This is a genomic window from Paenibacillus sp. FSL R5-0908, assembly GCF_038006245.1.
GTDB lineage: Bacteria > Bacillota > Bacilli > Paenibacillales > Paenibacillaceae > Paenibacillus_AQ > Paenibacillus_AQ odorifer.
On the sequence record NZ_JBBOUV010000001.1, the window covers coordinates 4,232,895 to 4,253,248 of the forward strand.

A 20,354-nucleotide genomic window follows, 5' to 3' on the forward strand; every position below is an offset into this window, starting at 1 on the left:
GAAATAAGTAAATATGGGCTCCATTCAATGAAATAGCGACACTGAGGTCCGAAACCCCGCTCAAAAAGAGATAAATAAACAAATAAGATCATCTGAGTCCTTAAGCATCCGCGGGGGATTAATCTCGGCAGTGGTGCAGGCTAATAACTCCAACCAGCAGAGCAGCGACTCTTCCGATAGAGAATTACAATGATTGTGTCGTCTACCCGGACACTTCATTCCGCCATCTTTCAAATTTGAATTAACATTCGGCGGGCACTCCCAACCCTGTTATTGTTGCACTAAAAACCCACTTACGGTACGCAAGTGGGTTTTCTTATTCTAATTTCCGGGGTAAAATCCCCCCTTAAAACCGGTTGTTAGCGACAATTGGGTTAGCAGGAAAGTTGTTTTTTACTTATCTATTGTGAATTTTTCATATGTTGAAATGTTGGAAATAATGTCGTTGACCCCGCAATTATATGTTGATTACCGTACGTGCTTGGATATCAAATACCTTTAATTACTCCAATACCTGCGGTGAAATTTTATTCATCATCGATGGCCTGAGTACCCTCCACATCTAGCCCCGAATCTCTCCTGGCAGCTTGATCACTGTTACCTTATCTCCGGCGGACAGCCCCTTTTCTTCTGGGGGTACAACTATCAGACAGTCGCTATCCTTGATCGTAACCGTTACGGAAGATTCATCAATGAGTGCCGGATAAGCAAACAGGCTGCCGTCGCTTATTTCTAACCGAGCTCGCACAAATCTAGTAAAATTATTCACTCTTTTATAATCTGTACCGAGTGTAGCGCTCCATTCCGGTAAAAAAGGCTGAGAAGCACTTTGCATCAGTGAAATCACAGGCCGTGCAAACAGTTGAAACCCAACGAAACAAGCCCCCGGATTTCCGGATAAAGCTAACAGCAGCTTACCCCCTCTAACCGCAGCAGTAGTTACGCTTCCCGGACGCATCGTCACTTTGTTGAACAACATATTTCCACTTTGTTCACGAACCAAGTCGCCCATGATATCATAATCCCCCACAGAAACTCCACCCGTAGTAATCACAAAATCATAAGTTTCCAGCGCCATCTGTACTTTACTTCTAGCCAGCTCCAGATCATCTACAATAGCGCCTAACATTACTGGAACACCCCCTGTCTCTTTGACTAGAGCTTCGAGCATAGGGGAGTTACTATTGCGGATTTTGCCAGGCACCAGCGGCTCATGCACTTCCAGCAGCTCAGTTCCTGTAGCAAAGATGGCTACCTTGGGACGACGATAGACTTTCACGGTATGTAATCCAAACGCTGCAAGAACAGCTATATCCCCCGCAGAGATTAACGTTCCTGTTGGCAATACAAGATCACCTTGGCTTAATTCGAAACCTTGAGGTGTGATATTGCTGTTTGCTTCTAGTTTTTTTCGAATTCCAACGTAAGTCTTGCCTTCCTCTTCACGTCTCTCCGTGACCTCCAGCATCACCACAGCATCTGCACCAACCGGTACTTGTGCACCAGTCATAATTCTTGCGGCTGTTCCCGGAGTTATATCTACCGCAGGCACTGCACCACACGGAATATTATCCACAATTTCTAACCATACCACTTGTCCATTAACACAGTTACGGGTATCCCCCGCGATAATCGCATATCCATCCATACTCGAACGATTAAACGCAGGAAATGGGTGTGGAGCGATCACTTTTTCAGCCAAATAACGTCCACTACACTCATCCAGTGATACGTCTTCTGATTCTAGCGGATTAGCATATTTGATTATTTTGGCCTGAGCTTCTTTTACTTGCAGCGCTTCACGCTGAAATTTATTTTCCTTCATAAAGACCTCCGCTCTGAAACGTCGATGTTTGCAGTAATAAATATTATTTTAACATGACACCTCTTGAAGTAAAATTATAAACACAAAAGGCCACCATCCATGTTAATGGGCAGTAGCCTTTTCTACAAATCTTTTCCGGTATAGTGATCTGTTACTTCTCTACTAGGCTAGGATGCTCTAATTACCTTTACATCCCCAGGGATTATTTTCTCCCCTTCATAAAGCATAAACCGTCCATGTTGCCATTCTACACGCAGTAGACGTGAATCATCGGATTGATATTGCCACACATGCTGCTCTCCACCGTTCATAAATGGAGTCTGACCTGCAACAGCAACAAAACCTTCATATTCTTCCTCCAGGAAAAATGTATAGCCATCGAGCTCAAGAGTTGCTGGTACCTCAGCAGGATTATCTAACCGCCCATCGATAGGTCTGTACAATCCATATTGCAGCTGTTCCCGCTCTTCTATATGAAGATAAGCTATCTGGCTTCCATCTCTAAGGGTCAGAACTACAGCATTACGGCCCCGATTATGTGTCCGGCCAGTGACTTCATAGGTGACAAGCGATACTTCACAAATGTCTCCGGGAGACAAATTAAGCATACTTTTTTGAACTTCCTGAGGCGCTGGCTTAGAGAAAAGGTTACCTATACGTTTCCACATACTCAACTTGATCGTTCCTCCTACATAAAGGCAGTAATAATTAAAGCACCCGTAATTTGCAGTGAACCTGATAGCAGGCCATATCCGATTTTACCAAGCTGTGTACCATGATCCAGATCCAGCTTCCCCCAATTTGCTAGTAGAAGTCGAACCGTTCTTTCTAAAATTAACAAAAGCAAAAATGATACCAACGAAATCAGCAACGCATCTAACAAACTATTGGAAGCCGCTATCGATGAAGATAAAATGAAGGCCTGAGCTAGAAGCTTCATTACAAACCGTGTAGTCACCGCCATATTTCCAGCCTTTAACTCTTCTATATCGTTATAACGAGTAAAAAGTGAATCTATATACATCAGTACAAACAGCAACACAGCGCCGCTCACCGTCCACACGACCATGGACACCAGAATATGGAGATCCATTCTATAGCCCCCGCTTAATCATTTTGCATGCCTTTCATAAGCATAGATAAAGCGAAGAAGAAACGAATTTCTGTCTCTCCTTCGCCTGTGAACACCAGCCGTGAACCGGCTAAAGATCAAATGTTATTGCTTCTCGTATTGTTTCATCAGAGCCGCCAGTTCATCTTCAACCGCTTGATCTTTGTTCAGCTTCTCGAATTCATCATCCAGAGATTTATTGCCTGAACTCATCTCATTGCTGGCTTCAGCCTGAGCTTCTGCTTGCAGCATTTTATCTTCCATACGTTTGAGACCTGCAGACGCTGAATCGGAGCTAAATCCGCTCATTGCTTTGTTGATCTCGGTTTGAGCTTTGGCAGCGTTATAACGTGCAACCAATGTCTCACGTTTGTTCTTCATTTGAGTAAGCTGTTTGCGCATCTCTTCAAGCTTGCCACGAAGGTTATCCGCAGAGGCTTTGTTCTGATCAAAGCTGGCTTTGTATTCTACCAGTTTAGCTTCAGCAGCATTTTTCTCTTCCAGAGCGCGGCGAGCAAGGTCAACATTACCCGCTTGAGCTGCTGCATGAGCCTGTTGGGTACGTTTTTTAACAAGCGCTTCTTGTTCTTCATACAGCTGTTTGAATTTCTTCTCAATGGCGATTTGCGCCGCTACAGCTTTTTCTGCATCTTCTAAATCTTCGGTCATATCACGAATGTATTGATCTGTCATTTTAATCGGGTCTTCTGCTTTGTCAATAATCGCGTTCACATTAGACATGGTTAAATCGCGCAATCTTTTAAATATAGACATGGTTTCATTCCTCCAAAAGATAATTTAATTCCTCACATGCTATCTTTTACGTAGAATTGCCACTACCGTTTCATATTTGTTGCGCTAAATATTGATTTACTTTTAAATTCACAATTTCCACGACTTCCATAATACCTTCTTTCGTGAGATTGTCGTAATGAATCCCCATCACTACTGTCACTGTCTTGTTCAGCGCTTCAGCTACTCTGATCGCTATGAGCTCGCTTATCGTGTGCTCTTTGTGATGAGGAACCGCTGAAGTCAGTACTTTAACCTGCTCCCCCTCCAGATAAGCAGTACTCGTGGCACCAATATGCCGAACCCCTCCACTAATTAAGAGCAAGAGATCACGTCCGACAGCGGTCGCCTTCAGCTCAATATCCTCAGGATCAATCTGGTTAGTAGTCAATAGTATTCCCCTCACTACTTCACTTTATATAATGCCCCGTATTTCCTCTAGTGATTGAATATTTTCTTCAACCATAAATTGCTCAAGCTCTGCAACTAGCTGACTACCTGCACGCAAATTCATGAAATTATAAGTTCCCACTTGGATAACTGCAGCACCTGCCATAATAAACTCGATGATATCCGTTGCTGAAGTGATGCCACCCATTCCGATCACGGGAATCGTTACGTTTTGTGCAACTTGATGCACCATACGCAGAGCGACAGGCTTAATCGCAGGTCCAGACAATCCAGCATATAAGTTATTGAATACACTGCTTCTGCGGCGGACATCAATCTTCATTCCTGAGATCGTGTTGATGAGCGAGACAGCGTCTGCTCCTTCCTCCTGACACATTTGTGCCATTTCAACGATATTTTCAGCTCCCGGCGACAGCTTTACAGCGAGGGGCAGTTTAGTTGCGCGTCTAACAGCCTGTACTACTTTTTGAGCTTCTGAAGTTTGGATCCCAAACGCAATGCCGCCCTCTTTAACATTTGGACAAGAAATATTCAATTCAATCATGTCCACTGCTGTCTTACCTGCACTCGCACGAGCATCTGCATCCCGCTGAATCATCTCAGCACCAAGAACATAATCTTCAAGTGTGCCTCCACCCAGGTTGACCAAACGAGCAGTATCGAGTGTTTCCCAATAAGGGCATTCCTTATCTAAAAATGCAGCTACACCCGGATTCTCGAGTCCCACACTATTCAGCATACCAGAAGCTGTCTCATATACACGAGTGCCGGGATTCCCCGCTTTCGGATTGAGGGTTAACCCCTTGCCAGAGATTCCACCCAGCAGAGACACATCATACAGCTTGCCATATTCACGGCCAAAACCAAACGTTCCAGAGGCCATTATAATTGGATTTTTAAAATGAACGCCAGCAATTGTTGTGTTCAACTTAGTCATGGAAAATCACCTCCTCAGAAAGAAACACAGGTCCGTCTGCACAGGCCTTCTTTTGGCCATCACGGCAGGATACACTGCAGACCAGACAGGCTCCAATTCCACAAGCCATTCGGTTCTCTAGAGAAAGGTATACTTTCGTTCTACTGCCTGCTTCTTCAGCAGCAATGCCTTTACGTTGAGCAGCTTTAAGCATAGGGTGTGGGCCGCAGACAAAGACATGATCATATTGGCTGAAATCCACACTATCCAAAATTAAACCGCCAACATCGACTACAAGCTCACTTGCAAGTGGGCGAAATGCTTCTGTCCGGTAAGCTTCACGGCTAAAGCCCAAAAAGATATCACTCCCCGGAAGCTGCTTCGCACAATAATATAACGGTGCAATTCCTATCCCACCGCCAATGAGCGCAACCTTCCCTTCGACCTGTGGAAATCCATTTCCAAAAGGGCCCTCAAGCTCTACCGAATCACCTGAACCCAGTCGTGAGAATATCTCCGTACCTTCCCCAACTACGTGATACAGAAATTCAACACTATCCTCGTGTACTTCATGTATACTTAAGGGTCTGGATAGGATGGGGTAAGCTCCCCATGCCCGTAACATGTAGAATTGACCCATTGCTCCGCCACTATTCGTCTCTACCTTAAGGTGATACACACCATCTGTCAGCCGTTCGTTACTTAGAACCGTCCCCACGTTATCAAGCTCCTTCAAATTTTATCTTTATTAAGATTGCCTTAGAAGGAGCATAAAATCTGTGACAAACTTCACATTGAAAACGGTCTAGCCTCTTTTCCAAATCCCACGTTCATAAGGTTTAGGTACATCATGTACGCCACCAAGCGCTTCTTCAGCATGTAGAGCCCAATAAGGATCACTTAACATCCCACGGCCAATAGCTACAAGCTCCGCCCTTTTTTCTGCAATGATGGACTGTGCCTCAGAATAGGCTTCAAGCCGTCCTACCGCAATTACTGGCACTTGTAATCCACTGCGAATATATTCTGCCAGATCTGCTTGGTAGGCTGGGCCCGCATTAGGTCCACCATTAGAGCCAATGGGCCCTTCACCACCTGAAGACACATGGAACATATCCACTCCAGCATCCTTATATCGGCGGCAAAACTCCAGGGCATAGTCAGCATCATATCCACCATCAACATATTCTTTCGCAGAAACCCTCATGATCAAGGGCATATCTACTGGCACTACTTCTCGAATTGCTGCAACTACTTGTACTCCAAAAAGTGCTGGATCTTGTCCATATTCATCCAATCTAATGTTAGTCAGAGGTGAATGAAACTGGTGAATTAAGTAGCCATGCGCACCATGAATCTCCACAGTATCAAATCCTGCCTCCACAGCTCGACGAGCGGCAGCACGAAAGGCTTCTATCATCTCAAGGATTCCTTCCTTAGAAAGTACCTGTGGCTGCTTAGAACGAGCATCAAATGGAATTGCAGAAGGGGCAACCGGCGGTTCAGCATCGACCGCTTTACGTCCGGCATGGCCTAGTTGAATAGCTATTTTTGCCCCATAGGCATGTACACTATCTGTGAGCTTACGATAAGCCTCTATATGTGTATCACTCCAAATCCCTGTATCCCGGTTCGTTATTCTACCGTCCGGATGTACTCCAGTCATCTCGACAATGATTAGACCAGTACCTCCAATAGCACGGCTTACATAATGAACAAAATGCCAATCATTAGGAATGCCATCCTCTTTATCTACCGAATACTGGCACATAGGCGGCATAACAATACGATTTTTCAGCGTTAAACCCTTCAATTCATAAGGTGCAAACAATTCTGACATCCTTGTCCCCATCCTTCCACCTGTCTATAATTGGCCCGGGAATATCCCGTTCTATTTAGTATACACGCATTAGGGTGTGCAAGAAATCTTTACCAGAGACCTTGAAGAAACGGCATAAATTCATCCTTCAATGGAGATAACAATGAAGAATATGGTGATGATCAGGTAGTAAAGGAGGCATATGGGGATGTATGATCAACGGAGAGTCCAGAAACTGCTAGTAGTATTAGGATCAATCATTGTCCTGCTATTTCCAACCTCTTCAGCAGAGGTTGCTTCAGCCCCAGCTCAGAGTCAGAAATCCTCACAGGATCAAATTAAAAGCACGCAAACCACTGACGAAGACAAGGCGATATCTGCGGGAACTTCTACTACAAATAATTCAACGAGCAGCAACAATAAGAACACTAAGGGCTTGTCTCTGAGTCAGCTATTACACAAATATCCCGAAACCTTTAAGACCAGCGGTCCTCGGAATAAAGTCATCGCCTTAACTTTTGATGATGTGCCTGACCCAAGGTTTACACCCCAATTGCTAGATGTTCTTAAGAAATATCATGTCAAAGCAACCTTCTTCGTGGTGGGAAGCCGAGCCGAGAAACATCCCGCTCTAGTGAAGAGGATGATTAGAGAAGGACATGCTATTGGAAATCACTCTTATGATCATCCTCAGTTTGTAAAGCTAAAGATGCATGATTTCAGATCACAGATCATTGAGACCGAGAACATTATTCAAACCTTAGCCGGATATAAACCACGCTTGATTCGTCCACCCTATGGAGATATCTCTGAGCAACAGTTGAGATGGGCAAAAAATCATGGTTATAAGCTTGTAAATTGGAATGTGGATTCGTTGGACTGGAAGGGACTTTCCAAAACTCAAGTTAGAAATAACATCTTAGCTAATGCTGGAAAAGGAGCAATTATCCTTCAGCATGGTGGAGGTGGGCCGGGTAGTGATCTTCGCGGAACAATTCAGGCTTTACCTGAGGTAATCACGATAATGCGTAAACGTGGCTATTCTTTCGTTACCGTTCCTCAATTGCTGCAGGTCTCTAAAAATAAATAAACAAGAAACGGAGGCAGCCGCTAAGGACTCCCTCCGTTTCTTGTTTAACCTATTTAAAACCATTTCATATCTCTATAATAAATCTCTATATTTTTATCTAGCTATTTAACAATGTATAATTGTACATATTGATAACCAAAATCGGCTACAAAGCTTTGGCTGCCTGGGATAAAGATATCGATCCGGTTACCTTTAATGGCACTTCCCATATCGGTTGCAGTAGCCAGAAAAGCTTCTTTAGGCAATCCTGCGTGTGAATGTCCGGTAACCAATACTTTTGTTCCGAGAGGAATTACACTTGGATCAACTGCGATGGTTCCTAGCTTGAGTGGGTTCCCGAAATAATCAACGGCACCCCAGCCTCCATTCTCACTAGCCGCTGAGGAATAAGCAGAAGCCTTAACTTGTATCGATTTCTCGTAGTTAAAGGACTTGCCCCATGCTTCAACTGTTTTTGATGCTGGAGTAACATTCAAGCTTGGTGTAAGTACTGGAGTTTCTGTCGTAGCTACAGACTCTGCTTGCATTTTACTTGGGATCGTTATTTTAAGTCCATCGTAAATATTAAGAGCAGCAACATTTGGATTAGCTTTCATTAAATCATTAACACCGACATTGTATTGCTGAGATAGAGTATAGAAAGTATTGCCTTCCTTTGCAATATGAACGCTGTCTGCAAAAGCAGGAGCAGTGTGCAGCAATGCACTAATTCCCATAACTGCAGCAAGGGTTTTAATGGTTCTGAACTTGTTCTTCATAAATGCCTCCTCTTTAGATGGGCGTAAGCGGTATGACTTCCGTATACGCTCGTGTACATTTCCTGTGCTTATGTACATCTTGTGTGATGTCCTGATGTATTGTTGTCATTTGTAAAACTGACAGGACTTAATATATCACAATTTTGTAACCTATACGTATGTAATTGTTACCATTCTGAAATAACATGTTTAATTATTGTCTTTTACTCATTAAGAAGTTAACGTAATTTTGATTATGTAAACAAAATAGCGACAATCACATCCTATTATATAAGATAATTAAATAATATTCTTTGAGATTTTACATAGATTTAACATTTCACGCCTCATCCAATAGTAAAATGATAGAATATGATAAATAGATTTGAGATATAGACATCGAAGCATATTTGGAGGTCCCATGAATACAGAAGAGATTAGAAACAATCAGAGCAGTCCAGCCACTGCTTACCTCAATAGGGATTTGAGCTGGATCGAATTTAACCGCCGCGTACTCAAGGAGGCTCAGGACCCTGATAACCCTTTAATGGAACGTGCCAGATTTCTGGCGATCGTCTCGAGCAATCTGGATGAATTCATAAGCGTTCGAGTGGCGGGAATTCAGGATCAGATCCGGGCTGGCTATACTAAAAAAGATTTCACAGGCTACACCCCTTCCGGGCTGTATAAACGCCTCATCAAACGCGTAACCAAAATCATTGCCGATCAATACCGGACGTTCCGTGATATTTCGCGGAGTTTGCATAAAGAAGGCATCGTTTTTGTGGATTATGAGGATCTTACCCATGCCCAAGAGCAGTCCATAGAACAGTATTACCGGGATATCATCTATCCTGTACTTACGCCAATGGCTGTTGATCAGAGCCGGCCGTTTCCACTCGTGCACAGCCAGTTTATCTACCTAGCTGTTGTTCTTACTCGTAAGAATGGTCTTGAAGAGGAGCCTTATTTTGCCATCCTGCAAATTCCTTCGAATCTGCCAAGATGTATCCCTCTTCCCCACCGTTCTAATAGTAAGAAAAGACAATTTGTATTTATTGAAGATGTGATCCGCCATCACATTCAAACCTTATTCAGCGGTTACGAACCTGTTGCGGTTAGTGAGTTTCGCTTGACTCGTAACTCAGATCTTACGATCGATGAGGAAGGTGCAGAGGATCTGCTGGAAGAGATCGAAAAAGAGCTGCGCAAGCGCCGTCGCGGGGTGCCTGCCCGTCTGGAAGTACAAAAAGGTATCCATCCCTATGCTCTTGAGCAGCTGCAAGCGGAATTTGAGCTGGAGGACTTCGTATTTGAAATTGAAGGTCCGCTTGATTTAGGCTTTCTTCGTAATTTTGCCGGAAGTTTAAAAGGTTTTGGTTACATGAACTATCCACCTATTGAGCCGGTTTATCCTGCTGAATTTCAAGAAAATGAGGATTTCTTCGAGGTGCTGCGTGAACGGGATGTATTAGTCTACCACCCTTACGAGTCTTTTGATGCGATGACAGACTTTATCATTCAAGCTTCTGAGGATGAGCAAGTGATGGCAATTAAAATGACCTTATACCGTGTCAGCGGAAATTCTCCACTTATTACTGCACTAGCCAATGCTGCAGAGTCTGGTAAGCAAGTTACAGTGGTTGTAGAGTTAAAAGCTCGATTTGATGAGGAACGGAACATCGCTTGGGCACGCCAGCTTGAAAAATCAGGCTGTCATGTCGTTTATGGTCTGATCGGACTTAAAACGCATGCCAAAGTAACCTTGATTGTCCGCCAGGAAGGCCCTGAACTGCGCCGTTACGTGCATGTAGGCACAGGAAACTATAATGACAGTACAGCCAAAGCCTACACAGATCTCAGTCTATTCACCGCACAAAGTGATATCGGATTAGATGCTTCCGAGCTGTTTAATCAAATGACTGGATATTCGGCTAATTTTGACTGGCATTCCTTCATTGTTGCGCCGACAAATATGAGCTTATCCCTGCAAAAGCTAATGATGCGTGAAGCTGAACATGCACGGGCAGGCAGACCCGCTCGCATAATCGCCAAGATGAACTCGCTCTCTAATCAGCAAGTGATCGACGATTTATATAGCGCAGCCCAAGCCGGTGTCTCCATTGACTTAATTGTGCGAGGGGTTTGCTGCCTACGTCCGGGAATAGAGGGCTTAAGCGAAAACATTACCGTACGCAGTATCGTAGACCGTTTTCTGGAGCACTCCCGGATCTATTATTTCGAAAATGGCGGCAAACCTGAGGTGTATTTATCCAGTGCCGACTGGATGACTAGAAACCTAACCCGCCGGATTGAGCTGATGTGTCCTGTCAGAGACAGCGGTATCCGTAAACAGATCGTCAAGATTCTAGAGTTGTCTCTAAAAGATAATGTTAAAGCCAGCTTCTTGCAGGCTAATGGATATTACGAACAACCAGACGACAAAAAGGCCCCTTTCCGGAGCCAGTTCGCTGCAATGGATGTTACACGTTGGAAGGGAAGCCGAGTTTTACCTTCACCGCCCAAGCATTCTTAAATGCTTTTATCGCGTTCTCAATGTCCTCTAGGCCAATTAACAGTGACGATGCGCCCTCTAAGTCCAGATGAAGCGTATTGCCGTGCAGATTGGCCTTCAGGCCGCTTACAATTCCAATCTCCGTGCTGTCCAGTGCAATGCTAAGCTGGACAAGCGACCCGAGCTTATGAATCCACTCTTCGTCGGCTGGCAGCAAAATGTCCTTATGTTGTTGGGACAATTTCTGCTTCCGGCTTTTTGTGCTGTATGAGGCAATCATAGCGCAAAGAATAAGCTGACGGTGGGTAAGTCCACGAATCGGTGAATTCATCAACCAATACAGAGTATGTCTTTTGGATTGGTAATAGTTAATATTCGTTCCCGTACGATGCAGCATGATGGACACGTAAATTAACATCTCGTGCTCTGCTCTATTCGATTCATCTTTAAATGCGTCAAACAGGCTGAGTGCTAGCTTGTTGATATGATCTAAATACCGTTTGGAAGTATGAATATCAAAGCGAATGATCGTGTTTAAGCTATATTCCAAAGCACTATCACGCACTGGCTGCTCCGGCTCCAGCAGATCATGCAGCAAGCCTTCTCTGAGCCCTTCCCCGCTGATTACCGCCTCACTCGCTCCAATATACTGATACACCGTATGGAAAATAATCAATCCAGATACAATGATATCTGCCCGACTCTTAGATAATCCATCTAAATCCTTACGTTTTTCGTAAGGCATTGAAGGTAGGGTGTTCATAAAGTGCTCGATCGTCTCACTGGTCATCGTATAGCCATGGGAGTTAGGCAATGAGTATGCTCGTGTCTTCTGATCCAGCTTCCCTAAAGAACGAACCGTCCCTCCTAATCCGAATAAAGGAAGCCCAGCTTTGGCACTTAGCCAATCATGCTCAACCAGTCTGCCCAGAACAAAAGTCTGCAGCTTGTGAATCTGCTCATCGCTCCAATTCCCACCTTGACCAAACATTAGATTGGTATTTACTGCCCCGAACGGGAAAGAAATGCTGTGTTGATAACGCCGTTCACAAAAAAGAGTGATTTCAGTACTCCCGCCACCAATATCAATCACATAACCATCCTCTACATTAAAGGCATTAATAACACCCAAGAAACCATAATATGCCTCCTGGTGGCCACTGATCACCTCAATCGGAATGGAAGAGGATTGTGACAAAAAGCTTATTATTTCACTTGAGTTAGCCGCATTACGAATGGCTGCCGTTGCACCCGCACGAATGGTTTCCACTGCAAAAGCGTTGCAGATTTCCTTAAACTGCCGCAAGACTGGAACAATCGTTTCCATGTCCTTTTGTTCCAGTCTATTCTCCTTGGTAATCTTCTCACTAAGGCGAGCGGAGTACTTACACTCCTTGATGATCTTATAGCCTCCTTCGCGCGTTGTATCATAAATTACAAGACGAATGGAGTTCGAACCAATATCAATAATGCCTATCCGGCGTAGATCATCTCTCATTATGTATGTACTCCTTTTCCTGTTGATTGACTGACCATCTATTATACATGGTTTACATAAATAAATGAACTCAGCCCCCAGCGATATATTCCCACATTACCCTCAGGACCCTATAACAAAACGGCCACCGGATACTTGTCCAGGGCCGTTTTGAAGAATTATTTATAATACTTTACTTAAAAAATCCTTAGTCCGAGCATGTGTAGGATTACCAAATACTTGTTCAGGAGTACCCTGTTCAACGATAAACCCGCCATCCATAAACAGAATGCGGTCGCCTACTTCACGGGCAAAGCCCATCTCATGAGTAACAATAACCATTGTCATTCCGTCTTCGGCAAGCTTTTTCATAACCTCAAGTACCTCTCCTACCATTTCCGGATCAAGCGCTGAGGTAGGCTCATCAAAAAGCATCACATGCGGCTGCATGGCTAATGCACGAGCAATCGCGATCCGCTGCTTTTGTCCACCGGACAATTGAGCTGGATAAACATCCTTTTTATCTTCAAGCCCTACCGTCTTGAGGAGCTCCATTGCGAATTTATCGGCTACAGCCTGCTGCTGTTTTCTTACTTTAATCGGGGCGAGCGTAATGTTTTGCAGAACAGTTTTGTGCGGAAAAAGGTTAAACTGCTGAAAAACCATCCCCATCTTTTCACGCGTTGCATTGATATCATGCTTCTTTGAGGTGATCGATTCCCCTTCAAAAGTGATCTCTCCACCTGTAGGCTGCTCCAATAGATTCAAGCAGCGCAGAAAGGTACTTTTTCCCGAACCACTGGGCCCGATTACAACGACAACCTCACCCTTTTTAATCTCCAAATCGATTCCCTTGAGAATCTCCAGCTTTCCATAATGCTTCTGCAGGTTCTTAACGGCGATCATCGGTATTCAGCCTCCTTTCGAGTCTACCTAGGATCTTGGAAAGCGTAAATGTTAGAACAAAATACATAAATGCAGCAATCACGAGTGGTGTCATGCCATCATACGAAATCGTTGTAACTGTACGAGCTTGAAACATCAAATCCGTTACTCCGATAAATGAAATAATCGATGATTCCTTGATAATGGTAATGAACTCATTACCGATTGCCGGAAGGACACTTTTAAGTGCCTGAGGAAGTACAATATGACGCATTGTCATCCCTTGTTTCATTCCAAGTGAACGTGCGGCCTCCGTTTGTCCACGATCGACACCCTGAATCCCAGCGCGAAAAATTTCTGCCAGATAAGCAGAACTGTTAATAGAGAGTGTAATCGCCCCGGACTGAATCGGAGTAAACTCAATACCAAATGTCGCCAGCCCGTAATGGATGAGAAACAGTTGTACAAGCATTGGAGTGCCCCGCAAAAATTCAACCCAAGCTGTGGCTAAGAAACGTAACACTCTCCATTTTGACATGCGCAGTAGAGAGACGATAATCCCAAGAATGAAGCCAAATAATACACCAAGAACAGCTAGTAGCAAGGTATATTGTAGTCCAGTCAAGAAAAGATCACGATAATCATAAGCCATTCTAAATAAAGTAATATCCAATATCTTATCCTCCTATCTCCAAAAAAATAGAAAATAGCAAAGTTCCGCTATTTTCTGTAATACACGTACAATTTACTTCAGCAGACCTAAAACAATATACATTCCTTACTTCGTGCTTTCAGCAAGCTCGCTGGCAGCCGCTACATATTCATCAATCTTACCTTCTGATTCTAGACGTTTAAGTGTAGCATTTACTTTATCCAGAAGCTCTGTATTGCCTTTTTTAATCCCAATTGCGTATCCATCATCTTCTACTTCAGGCTTAGCATCGGTAATTACAAGACCCGCTAAATTCTTAACAAAAGATTTGGCTACAGGTCCTTCAATAATTGCTGTATCGATACGGTTAGATTGCAATTGCAGAACGATCTCGGAAATTTTACCAAGAGAAGTGATTTTTGCGCCTTCAATCTCTTTGGCGATTTCTTCTTGAATAGAGCCTGTCTGTACACCAATTTTGGTACCCTTCACTGCGTCCATAGTAGCGTATTTATCTTTATCTGCTTCGCGTACTACAATAGCTTGTTCTGCTTTGTAATAAATATCTGAAAGTTCAACCGCTTTTTTGCGTTCTTCAGTCGGGCTAAGACCGGAGATCACCATATCTACGCGTCCACTGGACAATTCGTTAAGCAGTGAATCAAAAGGCAGATCCTTAACTTCAAGCTCAGCGCCCATGTCGGCAGCAATTTCCTTAGCGATGTCGATATCAAAACCTACGATAGTATCTTTTCCGTCCACTACTTTATGGAATTCGTACGGAGGAAAATCTGCACTTGTTCCCATAATCAGCTTTTTAGTAACTGCACCAGTATTTGCATTACCACTAGCAGCGGTATCATTATCATTTTTATTTTGACCGCAGCCTGAGAGCAGACCTACCGCTAATACCATTCCTAAACTAGGTTTACCCCATTTGTTCATTTCTATATCTCCCCTATTCATATGAAAAAATCTAAGTTGACCCAATGACTGACTTATTATAAATCAGAACGCATGAATATGCAAAGGCATAATTGTGACAATAACTTCCTTTTAATGGATTTCTATGAGGGGAATTCTATAATACGCAGCTAAAAAATCACTTTTATTCACGTTGAAGCTAAATTTATACATTTTTACTATCCCCTATACTGGCTAAATCATTCGACTGTTTATTCCTAATTTCATAAAAAAAGGACTGCTCCCAGAGTATTTACCATACTCCCGGGTGCAATCCCTTATTAACCCATTACAGAATTTGTTAAACTTTATCTGGTTATATCATCATAGATATCCATGTACTGCTGAGCGGATACATTCCAGCTATAATCTCCCGCGAATGCATTTTTTGTGATCTTTTTCCAATGTTCAGGCTGCTTGTAAAAAGAAAGCGCCCGGCGCAGCGTAAACATCATATCGTGTGCATTATAATTGCTGAACGTAAAGCCATTGCCTTCACCGGTTTCTTCATTATAAGCGTGCACAGTATCATTCAGGCCACCTGTCTCACGTACAACGGGTATGCTACCATACCGTAAAGCGAGCAGCTGACTGATGCCACAGGGCTCAAACTTAGACGGCATAAGGAAGATATCGCTGGCAGCATATATTTTTCGTGAGAGTGCATCATTAAATAAGATCTGTGAAGACAGCTTGGTCGGATACCGCCATGCCGCTTCCTTGAACCAACGCTCGTAGGATTCATCACCTGTTCCTAGAAGCACAAATTGAATATCATCGTGATATAGCAGCTCATCCAGCACTCGGGTAAGCAGATCTAAGCCTTTGGAGTCCACAAGACGCGTGACCATAGCTACCATTGGGATATTAGCATCTACGGGTAATCCCAGCTCTTCCTGCAAGGCTACTTTGTTTTCCGTCTTCTTGGTTAAATTGGAACGATAACGGGTGACAAGGCTGGAATCTGTCGCTGGATTATAACTTTTAGTATCAATGCCATTCACAATCCCACTTAAAACATCTGACCGTGCGTTCAACAAACCATCCAGGCCGTAACCATAATAAGGTGTGCGAATCTCTTCTGAATAGGTCGGACTAACGGTCGTGACCCGATCACTGAATACAATCCCGCCTTTTAAGAAATTCACATTACCATAGTACTCCACACTACCAAAATAACTGCTATCCAGACCTAACAGCTCTCCAAGTACCTCATAAGGAAACACTCCCTGATACAACAGGTTATGTATTGTAAATACACTCCGCATTTCACTGTAAAATGGATTGTGGCGATAATGCCCCTGTAGCAGCATTGGAATTACGGCCGCGTGCCAATCATGGCAATGCAGAACATCAGGCTGGAAATCAATGGCTGGCAGACACTCCAGCACTGCACGATTATAGAACGCAAACCGTTCACCATCGTCCATATAACCATAAATTCCATCACGGCCAAAATAATACTCATTGTCGATAAAATAAACGGGGATACCCTCATAGATAATGCGTTCAATTCCACAATATTGTTTTCGCCAGCCAATTGGAACATACACTTCCGTTAAATGCTCCATTTGAGCGGTGAACTTGTCAGGAATCCCACGATATTTAGGCAAAATCACTCGTACATCTACCCCGGCAGCCTTCAGCGCTTTAGGTAATGCTCCAATGACGTCGGCCAAACCACCCGTTTTAACAAAAGGATGGGCTTCAGCTGCGGCAAATAAAACTTTCATGATTATTTCCCCCTTAAACTGTACGGATTCTCTATTCGTACTTAGATCTATAACTCTTTTGCCTCTTTATTCTTACCCATTCGTGACGTTTTTTTAAACACCAGAAAGCTAAGGGGCGGAAGAGTCAGCTCTATACTGTTCACCTGATTGTGCCATTCCAGCTTAACGCTCTTTTGAGGGACATTGTGCAATCCGGAGCCACCATACTCTACATTTTCTGAGCTAAAGAGCTCTTCATAAGTCCCGGCCCGCGGCACGCCTATACGATAATTGTGCCGCTCTACCGGTTGAAAATTGATGACTATAAGCAGCGTATCTCCTGGTTTCTTCCCTCGCCGTATATACGAAATCACACTTTGTCCATTGTCATCCGCATCAATCCACTGATAACCCTCTTGCGAATGATCCAGCTCCCACAACGCTTTTTCGGAGCGGTACAGTTTATTAAGTGCAGCCGTGTAGGCGAGCATACGACGATGGCTCTCATAATCCAACAGCAGCCAGTCCAGCTGCTCCTGATCCTTCCATTCGATAAACTGACCAAATTCTCCACCCATAAACAGAAGCTTTTTACCGGGATGTGAGATCTGATATCCCAGCAGCTGCCTGAGGCCTGCGAACTTTTGTTCATAAGCACCCGGCATTTTGTCTAACAAAGACTTCTTGCCGTGAACAACCTCATCATGCGATAGCGGCAATGCGTAATTTTCGGCATAAGCATAACATATTGGGAACGTAAGTAAATTATGATGATAAGGACGCCCACCAAAATCATGTTCTATGTAGCCTAGCGTATCATTCATCCAACCCATATTCCATTTGTAATTGAAGCCAAGGCCCCCTTCATGCACTGGTGCAGTAACCCCCGGCCAAGCACTGGACTCCTCCGCCATCATCAATGCTTTTGGGAAATAATGAAAGATAGCCTTGTTCAGATTCTGGATAAATTTGATGGCCTCCAGATTCTCCAATCCACCATTAGCATTCCGCCGATATTGATGATCACGCTTTTCGAAATCTAATCGAAGCATACTCGTAACCGCATCTACACGCATTCCGTCGATATGATAATACTCAAACCAAAACAGCGCATTAGAAATAAGAAAAGAAGAAATCTCCGGCTTGCTGAAATCAAACGAAAGTGTCCCCCAGCCTGGTTTTTCAGCTAACATTGGATCGGCATATTCATAAAGTGGCGCTCCATCAAACATACGCAAGCCGTGTGCGTCTTTGGCAAAGTGAGCTGGAACCCAATCTAAAATCACACCGATACCTGCCTGATGCAGCTGATCGATCAAATACATCAACTCATTGGGTTCGCCATAACGGCTGGTTGCCGCAAAATACCCCGTCCCTTGATAACCCCAGGATAGATCGTATGGATGTTCTGCCAGCGGCATAAATTCCACGTGTGTATAGTTCATCTCCACCAAATAAGGAATTAACAGCTCGCTCATTTCCCGGTAAGTGTAGAACTCTCCATCCTCTTTTTGACGCCAGGTACCAAAGTGCATTTCATAAATGTTCATTGGTTGTTGATATGGAGCTTTGCTTTTCCGACGCCATGCTGCATCTCCCCAGCGGTAGCCATCCAGTTCTGCTACTACCGAAGCTGTTGCCGGTCGAACCTCAGCTTTGAAAGCAAAAGGATCCGCTTTAAGGAAACTTGATCCATCTGAGGCAAGAATCCTGTATTTGTAAAAAGTTCCCGGCTGTATTCCCGGAAAAAAACGACTCCAAAATCCTGAATCGGGTATCTTATATAACGAGTCCACGCCCTGTGTTCCGTCCCAATCATTATGATCACCAGCTAGTCCTACATATGTCGCATGAGGAGCCCACACGGTAAAGCGCACACCGGTAACGCCTTCTTCAGCGGCAGTGTGTGCACCCAGCATAGAATAGCTGCGATAATTGGTGCCCTCATGGAACAGATAGATATCAGCAGCTGACGGAAGGGTCTCGATTTTTGCTTTTTCAGCCAATTCTACACCACCTTTTTCAATGTGCTTGTACCTATTACCTTACCCGAATATTACCATTTTGAAAATGTTTTGATGTTAAAAGAAAAGATTTTCTGATAAAGAAATATTAATTGTAATTTTTCTGTTTACAAAGCAATATATTTCACCTATGTCGTTTCAAGCGCTTGTCGTAAGTTTATATTACAAGCATTGACAAAATAATGGGAGGGATAACAAATGAACAACAAAAAAGATTGTATCGCCATGTTATTGGCAGGAGGGGAAGGCCGCAGATTGGCTCCCTTGACTTCCAGTATGGCTAAGCCTGCAGTCCCTTTCGGTGGACAGTATAAAATTATTGATTTCCCGCTAAGTAACTGTGTAAATTCGAACATTGATACAGTAGGTGTTCTGACACAATACGAAGCTGACTCTTTGCATAATCATATCGGTGAAGGTGAGCCTTGGGGCTTAGTTAGTCAAAAGGATAAAGGAGTAACACTCCTTCCTTCAGGTGTTGAAGGCAGAGACAGTTATACAGGAACTGCTGATGCGATTTATAAAAACATTGACTTTATTGATAGCCGCAACCCAGAACATGTGCTCATTCTATCCGGTGATCATATTTACCATATGAATTACCGTAAGATGCTGAATTATCATATTGAAAAAGGAGCAAAAGCAACCATCTCCGTAATGGAGGTTCCTTGGGATGAAGCTAGTCGTTTTGGAGTAATGAACGTAAACGATGATCTGAAAATTTCCGAATTTGCGGAAAAACCTAAAGTACCAAAAAGTAATCTTGCTTCAATGGGTATCTACCTGTTCGAGTGGGCTTATCTGAAGGAGCACTTGTTGCGGGATGCAGCTAATCCTAATTCCAGTCATGACTTTGGTAAAGACGTAATTCCTACCATGCTGGATCAGAACGATGATTTATTCGCTTACCGTTTCAAGGGTTACTGGAGAGATGTAGGTACAGTCGGCAGTCTTTGGGAAGCACATATGGACCTTCTGCAAAAAGACAATGGCATGAAGTTAGACAAGACTCATTGGCCTATGTATAGTCGGGTTCGCCGGACTAAGCTTGCAGTTCATAAACCACGTGTACAGAACCCCTCAACGGACTCTCTCGTGAATGAATCCTGCTCCCAAGAAGGTAGTCTACAACGTTCTGTAGTCTTTAATGGGGTAGAAATCGGTAAGATGAGCCAGATCAAACAAAGTGTTATTATGCCTGGAGTTCGCATTGGCCGTGGAGTGCTGATTGAGAATGCCATTATTGGTGAAGGGGCAATCATTAAGGATGGAGCAGTCATCAAAGGAAGCATAAATAATATCGTTGTCGTTGGACCACATGAGACTGTGGCTGCCAAGCCGGCGGTCCGAAACCAACCTTCCCGTCTGTTTCAGGATGTGTATGAGAAGACAGGACGTTTGCGTGAAGTTCTTCCTTCATAACAA

The 20,354-nt window shown here is 43.7% G+C and carries 18 protein-coding genes; 3 read left to right on the forward strand and 15 right to left on the reverse strand.

Annotated features, from left to right (window positions below; genetic code table 11):
• Positions 1 to 562: 562 nt before the first annotated feature.
• The 8 genes from MKZ09_RS19355 to MKZ09_RS19390 all read right to left on the reverse strand — a co-directional run bounded on the left by MKZ09_RS19355 (position 563) and on the right by MKZ09_RS19390 (position 6,895).
• Positions 563 to 1,825, reverse strand: coding sequence for a molybdopterin molybdotransferase MoeA (locus MKZ09_RS19355; protein ID WP_076200878.1), 1,263 nt, complete (start codon positions 1,823 to 1,825; stop codon positions 563 to 565).
• A gap of 167 nt (positions 1,826 to 1,992) precedes the next feature.
• Positions 1,993 to 2,499 carry a DUF4178 domain-containing protein gene (locus tag MKZ09_RS19360; protein ID WP_076130052.1) on the reverse strand — a complete coding sequence of 169 codons (507 nt, stop codon included), beginning with the start codon at positions 2,497 to 2,499 and terminating at the stop codon, positions 1,993 to 1,995.
• 14 nt (positions 2,500 to 2,513) lie between these two features.
• A complete protein-coding gene (locus tag MKZ09_RS19365) occupies positions 2,514 to 2,918 on the reverse strand; it encodes a DUF350 domain-containing protein (protein ID WP_036687618.1) in 405 nt (134 codons plus the stop codon).
• A 123-nt stretch (positions 2,919 to 3,041) separates the two neighbouring features.
• Positions 3,042 to 3,710, reverse strand: coding sequence for a PspA/IM30 family protein (locus tag MKZ09_RS19370; RefSeq protein WP_076200875.1), 669 nt, complete (start codon positions 3,708 to 3,710; stop codon positions 3,042 to 3,044).
• Positions 3,711 to 3,780: 70 nt separating this feature from the next.
• Positions 3,781 to 4,119 carry a prenylated flavin chaperone LpdD gene (gene lpdD / locus MKZ09_RS19375; protein WP_256719121.1) on the reverse strand — a complete coding sequence of 113 codons (339 nt, stop codon included), beginning with the start codon at positions 4,117 to 4,119 and terminating at the stop codon, positions 3,781 to 3,783.
• A gap of 24 nt (positions 4,120 to 4,143) precedes the next feature.
• Complete coding sequence (locus MKZ09_RS19380) at positions 4,144 to 5,076, reverse strand: dihydroorotate dehydrogenase (RefSeq protein ID WP_076098788.1); 933 nt, start codon at positions 5,074 to 5,076, stop codon at positions 4,144 to 4,146.
• Positions 5,069 to 5,773 carry a dihydroorotate dehydrogenase electron transfer subunit gene (locus tag MKZ09_RS19385; protein ID WP_038571515.1) on the reverse strand — a complete coding sequence of 235 codons (705 nt, stop codon included), beginning with the start codon at positions 5,771 to 5,773 and terminating at the stop codon, positions 5,069 to 5,071. The genes MKZ09_RS19380 and MKZ09_RS19385 overlap by 8 nt, the downstream gene beginning before the upstream one ends.
• Before the next feature lie 87 nt (positions 5,774 to 5,860).
• The gene (locus MKZ09_RS19390; RefSeq protein ID WP_076200872.1) at positions 5,861 to 6,895 is read right to left on the reverse strand and encodes an NADH:flavin oxidoreductase/NADH oxidase; all 1,035 of its coding nucleotides are present in this window, start codon (positions 6,893 to 6,895) and stop codon (positions 5,861 to 5,863) included.
• Positions 6,896 to 7,082: 187 nt separating this feature from the next.
• On the opposite strand from MKZ09_RS19390, the gene MKZ09_RS19395 reads away from it, so the two are divergent.
• On the forward strand, positions 7,083 to 7,964 hold the full coding sequence (locus MKZ09_RS19395) for a polysaccharide deacetylase family protein (protein WP_076184412.1): 882 nt from the start codon (positions 7,083 to 7,085) through the stop codon (positions 7,962 to 7,964).
• A 101-nt stretch (positions 7,965 to 8,065) separates the two neighbouring features.
• On the opposite strand, the gene MKZ09_RS19400 is transcribed toward MKZ09_RS19395, so the two are convergent.
• Positions 8,066 to 8,722, reverse strand: coding sequence for a 3D domain-containing protein (locus MKZ09_RS19400; protein WP_076133739.1), 657 nt, complete (start codon positions 8,720 to 8,722; stop codon positions 8,066 to 8,068).
• A 400-nt stretch (positions 8,723 to 9,122) separates the two neighbouring features.
• Between MKZ09_RS19400 and ppk1 the strand changes: the two genes are divergently transcribed.
• Positions 9,123 to 11,237, forward strand: a complete 2,115-nt coding sequence (ppk1, locus tag MKZ09_RS19405) for a polyphosphate kinase 1 (protein ID WP_076200869.1) — start codon at positions 9,123 to 9,125, stop codon at positions 11,235 to 11,237.
• Here ppk1 and MKZ09_RS19410 read toward each other — a convergent pair.
• From MKZ09_RS19410 to glgB, 6 genes are all read right to left on the reverse strand, one after another.
• On the reverse strand, positions 11,185 to 12,714 hold the full coding sequence (locus MKZ09_RS19410; protein ID WP_076133740.1) for a Ppx/GppA phosphatase family protein: 1,530 nt from the start codon (positions 12,712 to 12,714) through the stop codon (positions 11,185 to 11,187). The two genes, ppk1 and MKZ09_RS19410, sit on opposite strands and share 53 nt — an antisense overlap.
• Before the next feature lie 162 nt (positions 12,715 to 12,876).
• Positions 12,877 to 13,599, reverse strand: a complete 723-nt coding sequence (locus MKZ09_RS19415) for an amino acid ABC transporter ATP-binding protein (RefSeq protein WP_076130044.1) — start codon at positions 13,597 to 13,599, stop codon at positions 12,877 to 12,879.
• Positions 13,586 to 14,251 (reverse strand): amino acid ABC transporter permease, encoded by a 666-nt coding sequence (locus MKZ09_RS34505; protein WP_232061382.1) that lies wholly within the window; start codon positions 14,249 to 14,251, stop codon positions 13,586 to 13,588. Before MKZ09_RS34505 ends, MKZ09_RS19415 begins: the two co-directional genes overlap by 14 nt.
• 105 nt (positions 14,252 to 14,356) lie before the next feature.
• Positions 14,357 to 15,175: a transporter substrate-binding domain-containing protein gene (locus MKZ09_RS34510; protein WP_445323451.1), complete on the reverse strand. Its 819-nt coding sequence runs from the start codon at positions 15,173 to 15,175 to the stop codon at positions 14,357 to 14,359.
• Positions 15,176 to 15,501: 326 nt separating this feature from the next.
• Positions 15,502 to 16,926 carry a glycogen synthase GlgA gene (gene glgA / locus MKZ09_RS19425; RefSeq protein WP_036687636.1) on the reverse strand — a complete coding sequence of 475 codons (1,425 nt, stop codon included), beginning with the start codon at positions 16,924 to 16,926 and terminating at the stop codon, positions 15,502 to 15,504.
• 47 nt (positions 16,927 to 16,973) lie between these two features.
• Positions 16,974 to 18,911: a 1,4-alpha-glucan branching protein GlgB gene (glgB, locus tag MKZ09_RS19430; protein WP_076200866.1), complete on the reverse strand. Its 1,938-nt coding sequence runs from the start codon at positions 18,909 to 18,911 to the stop codon at positions 16,974 to 16,976.
• Positions 18,912 to 19,127: 216 nt separating this feature from the next.
• On the opposite strand from glgB, the gene MKZ09_RS19435 reads away from it, so the two are divergent.
• A complete protein-coding gene (locus MKZ09_RS19435; protein ID WP_076103928.1) occupies positions 19,128 to 20,351 on the forward strand; it encodes a glucose-1-phosphate adenylyltransferase in 1,224 nt (407 codons plus the stop codon).
• The last annotated feature ends 3 nt before the right edge of the window (positions 20,352 to 20,354 follow it).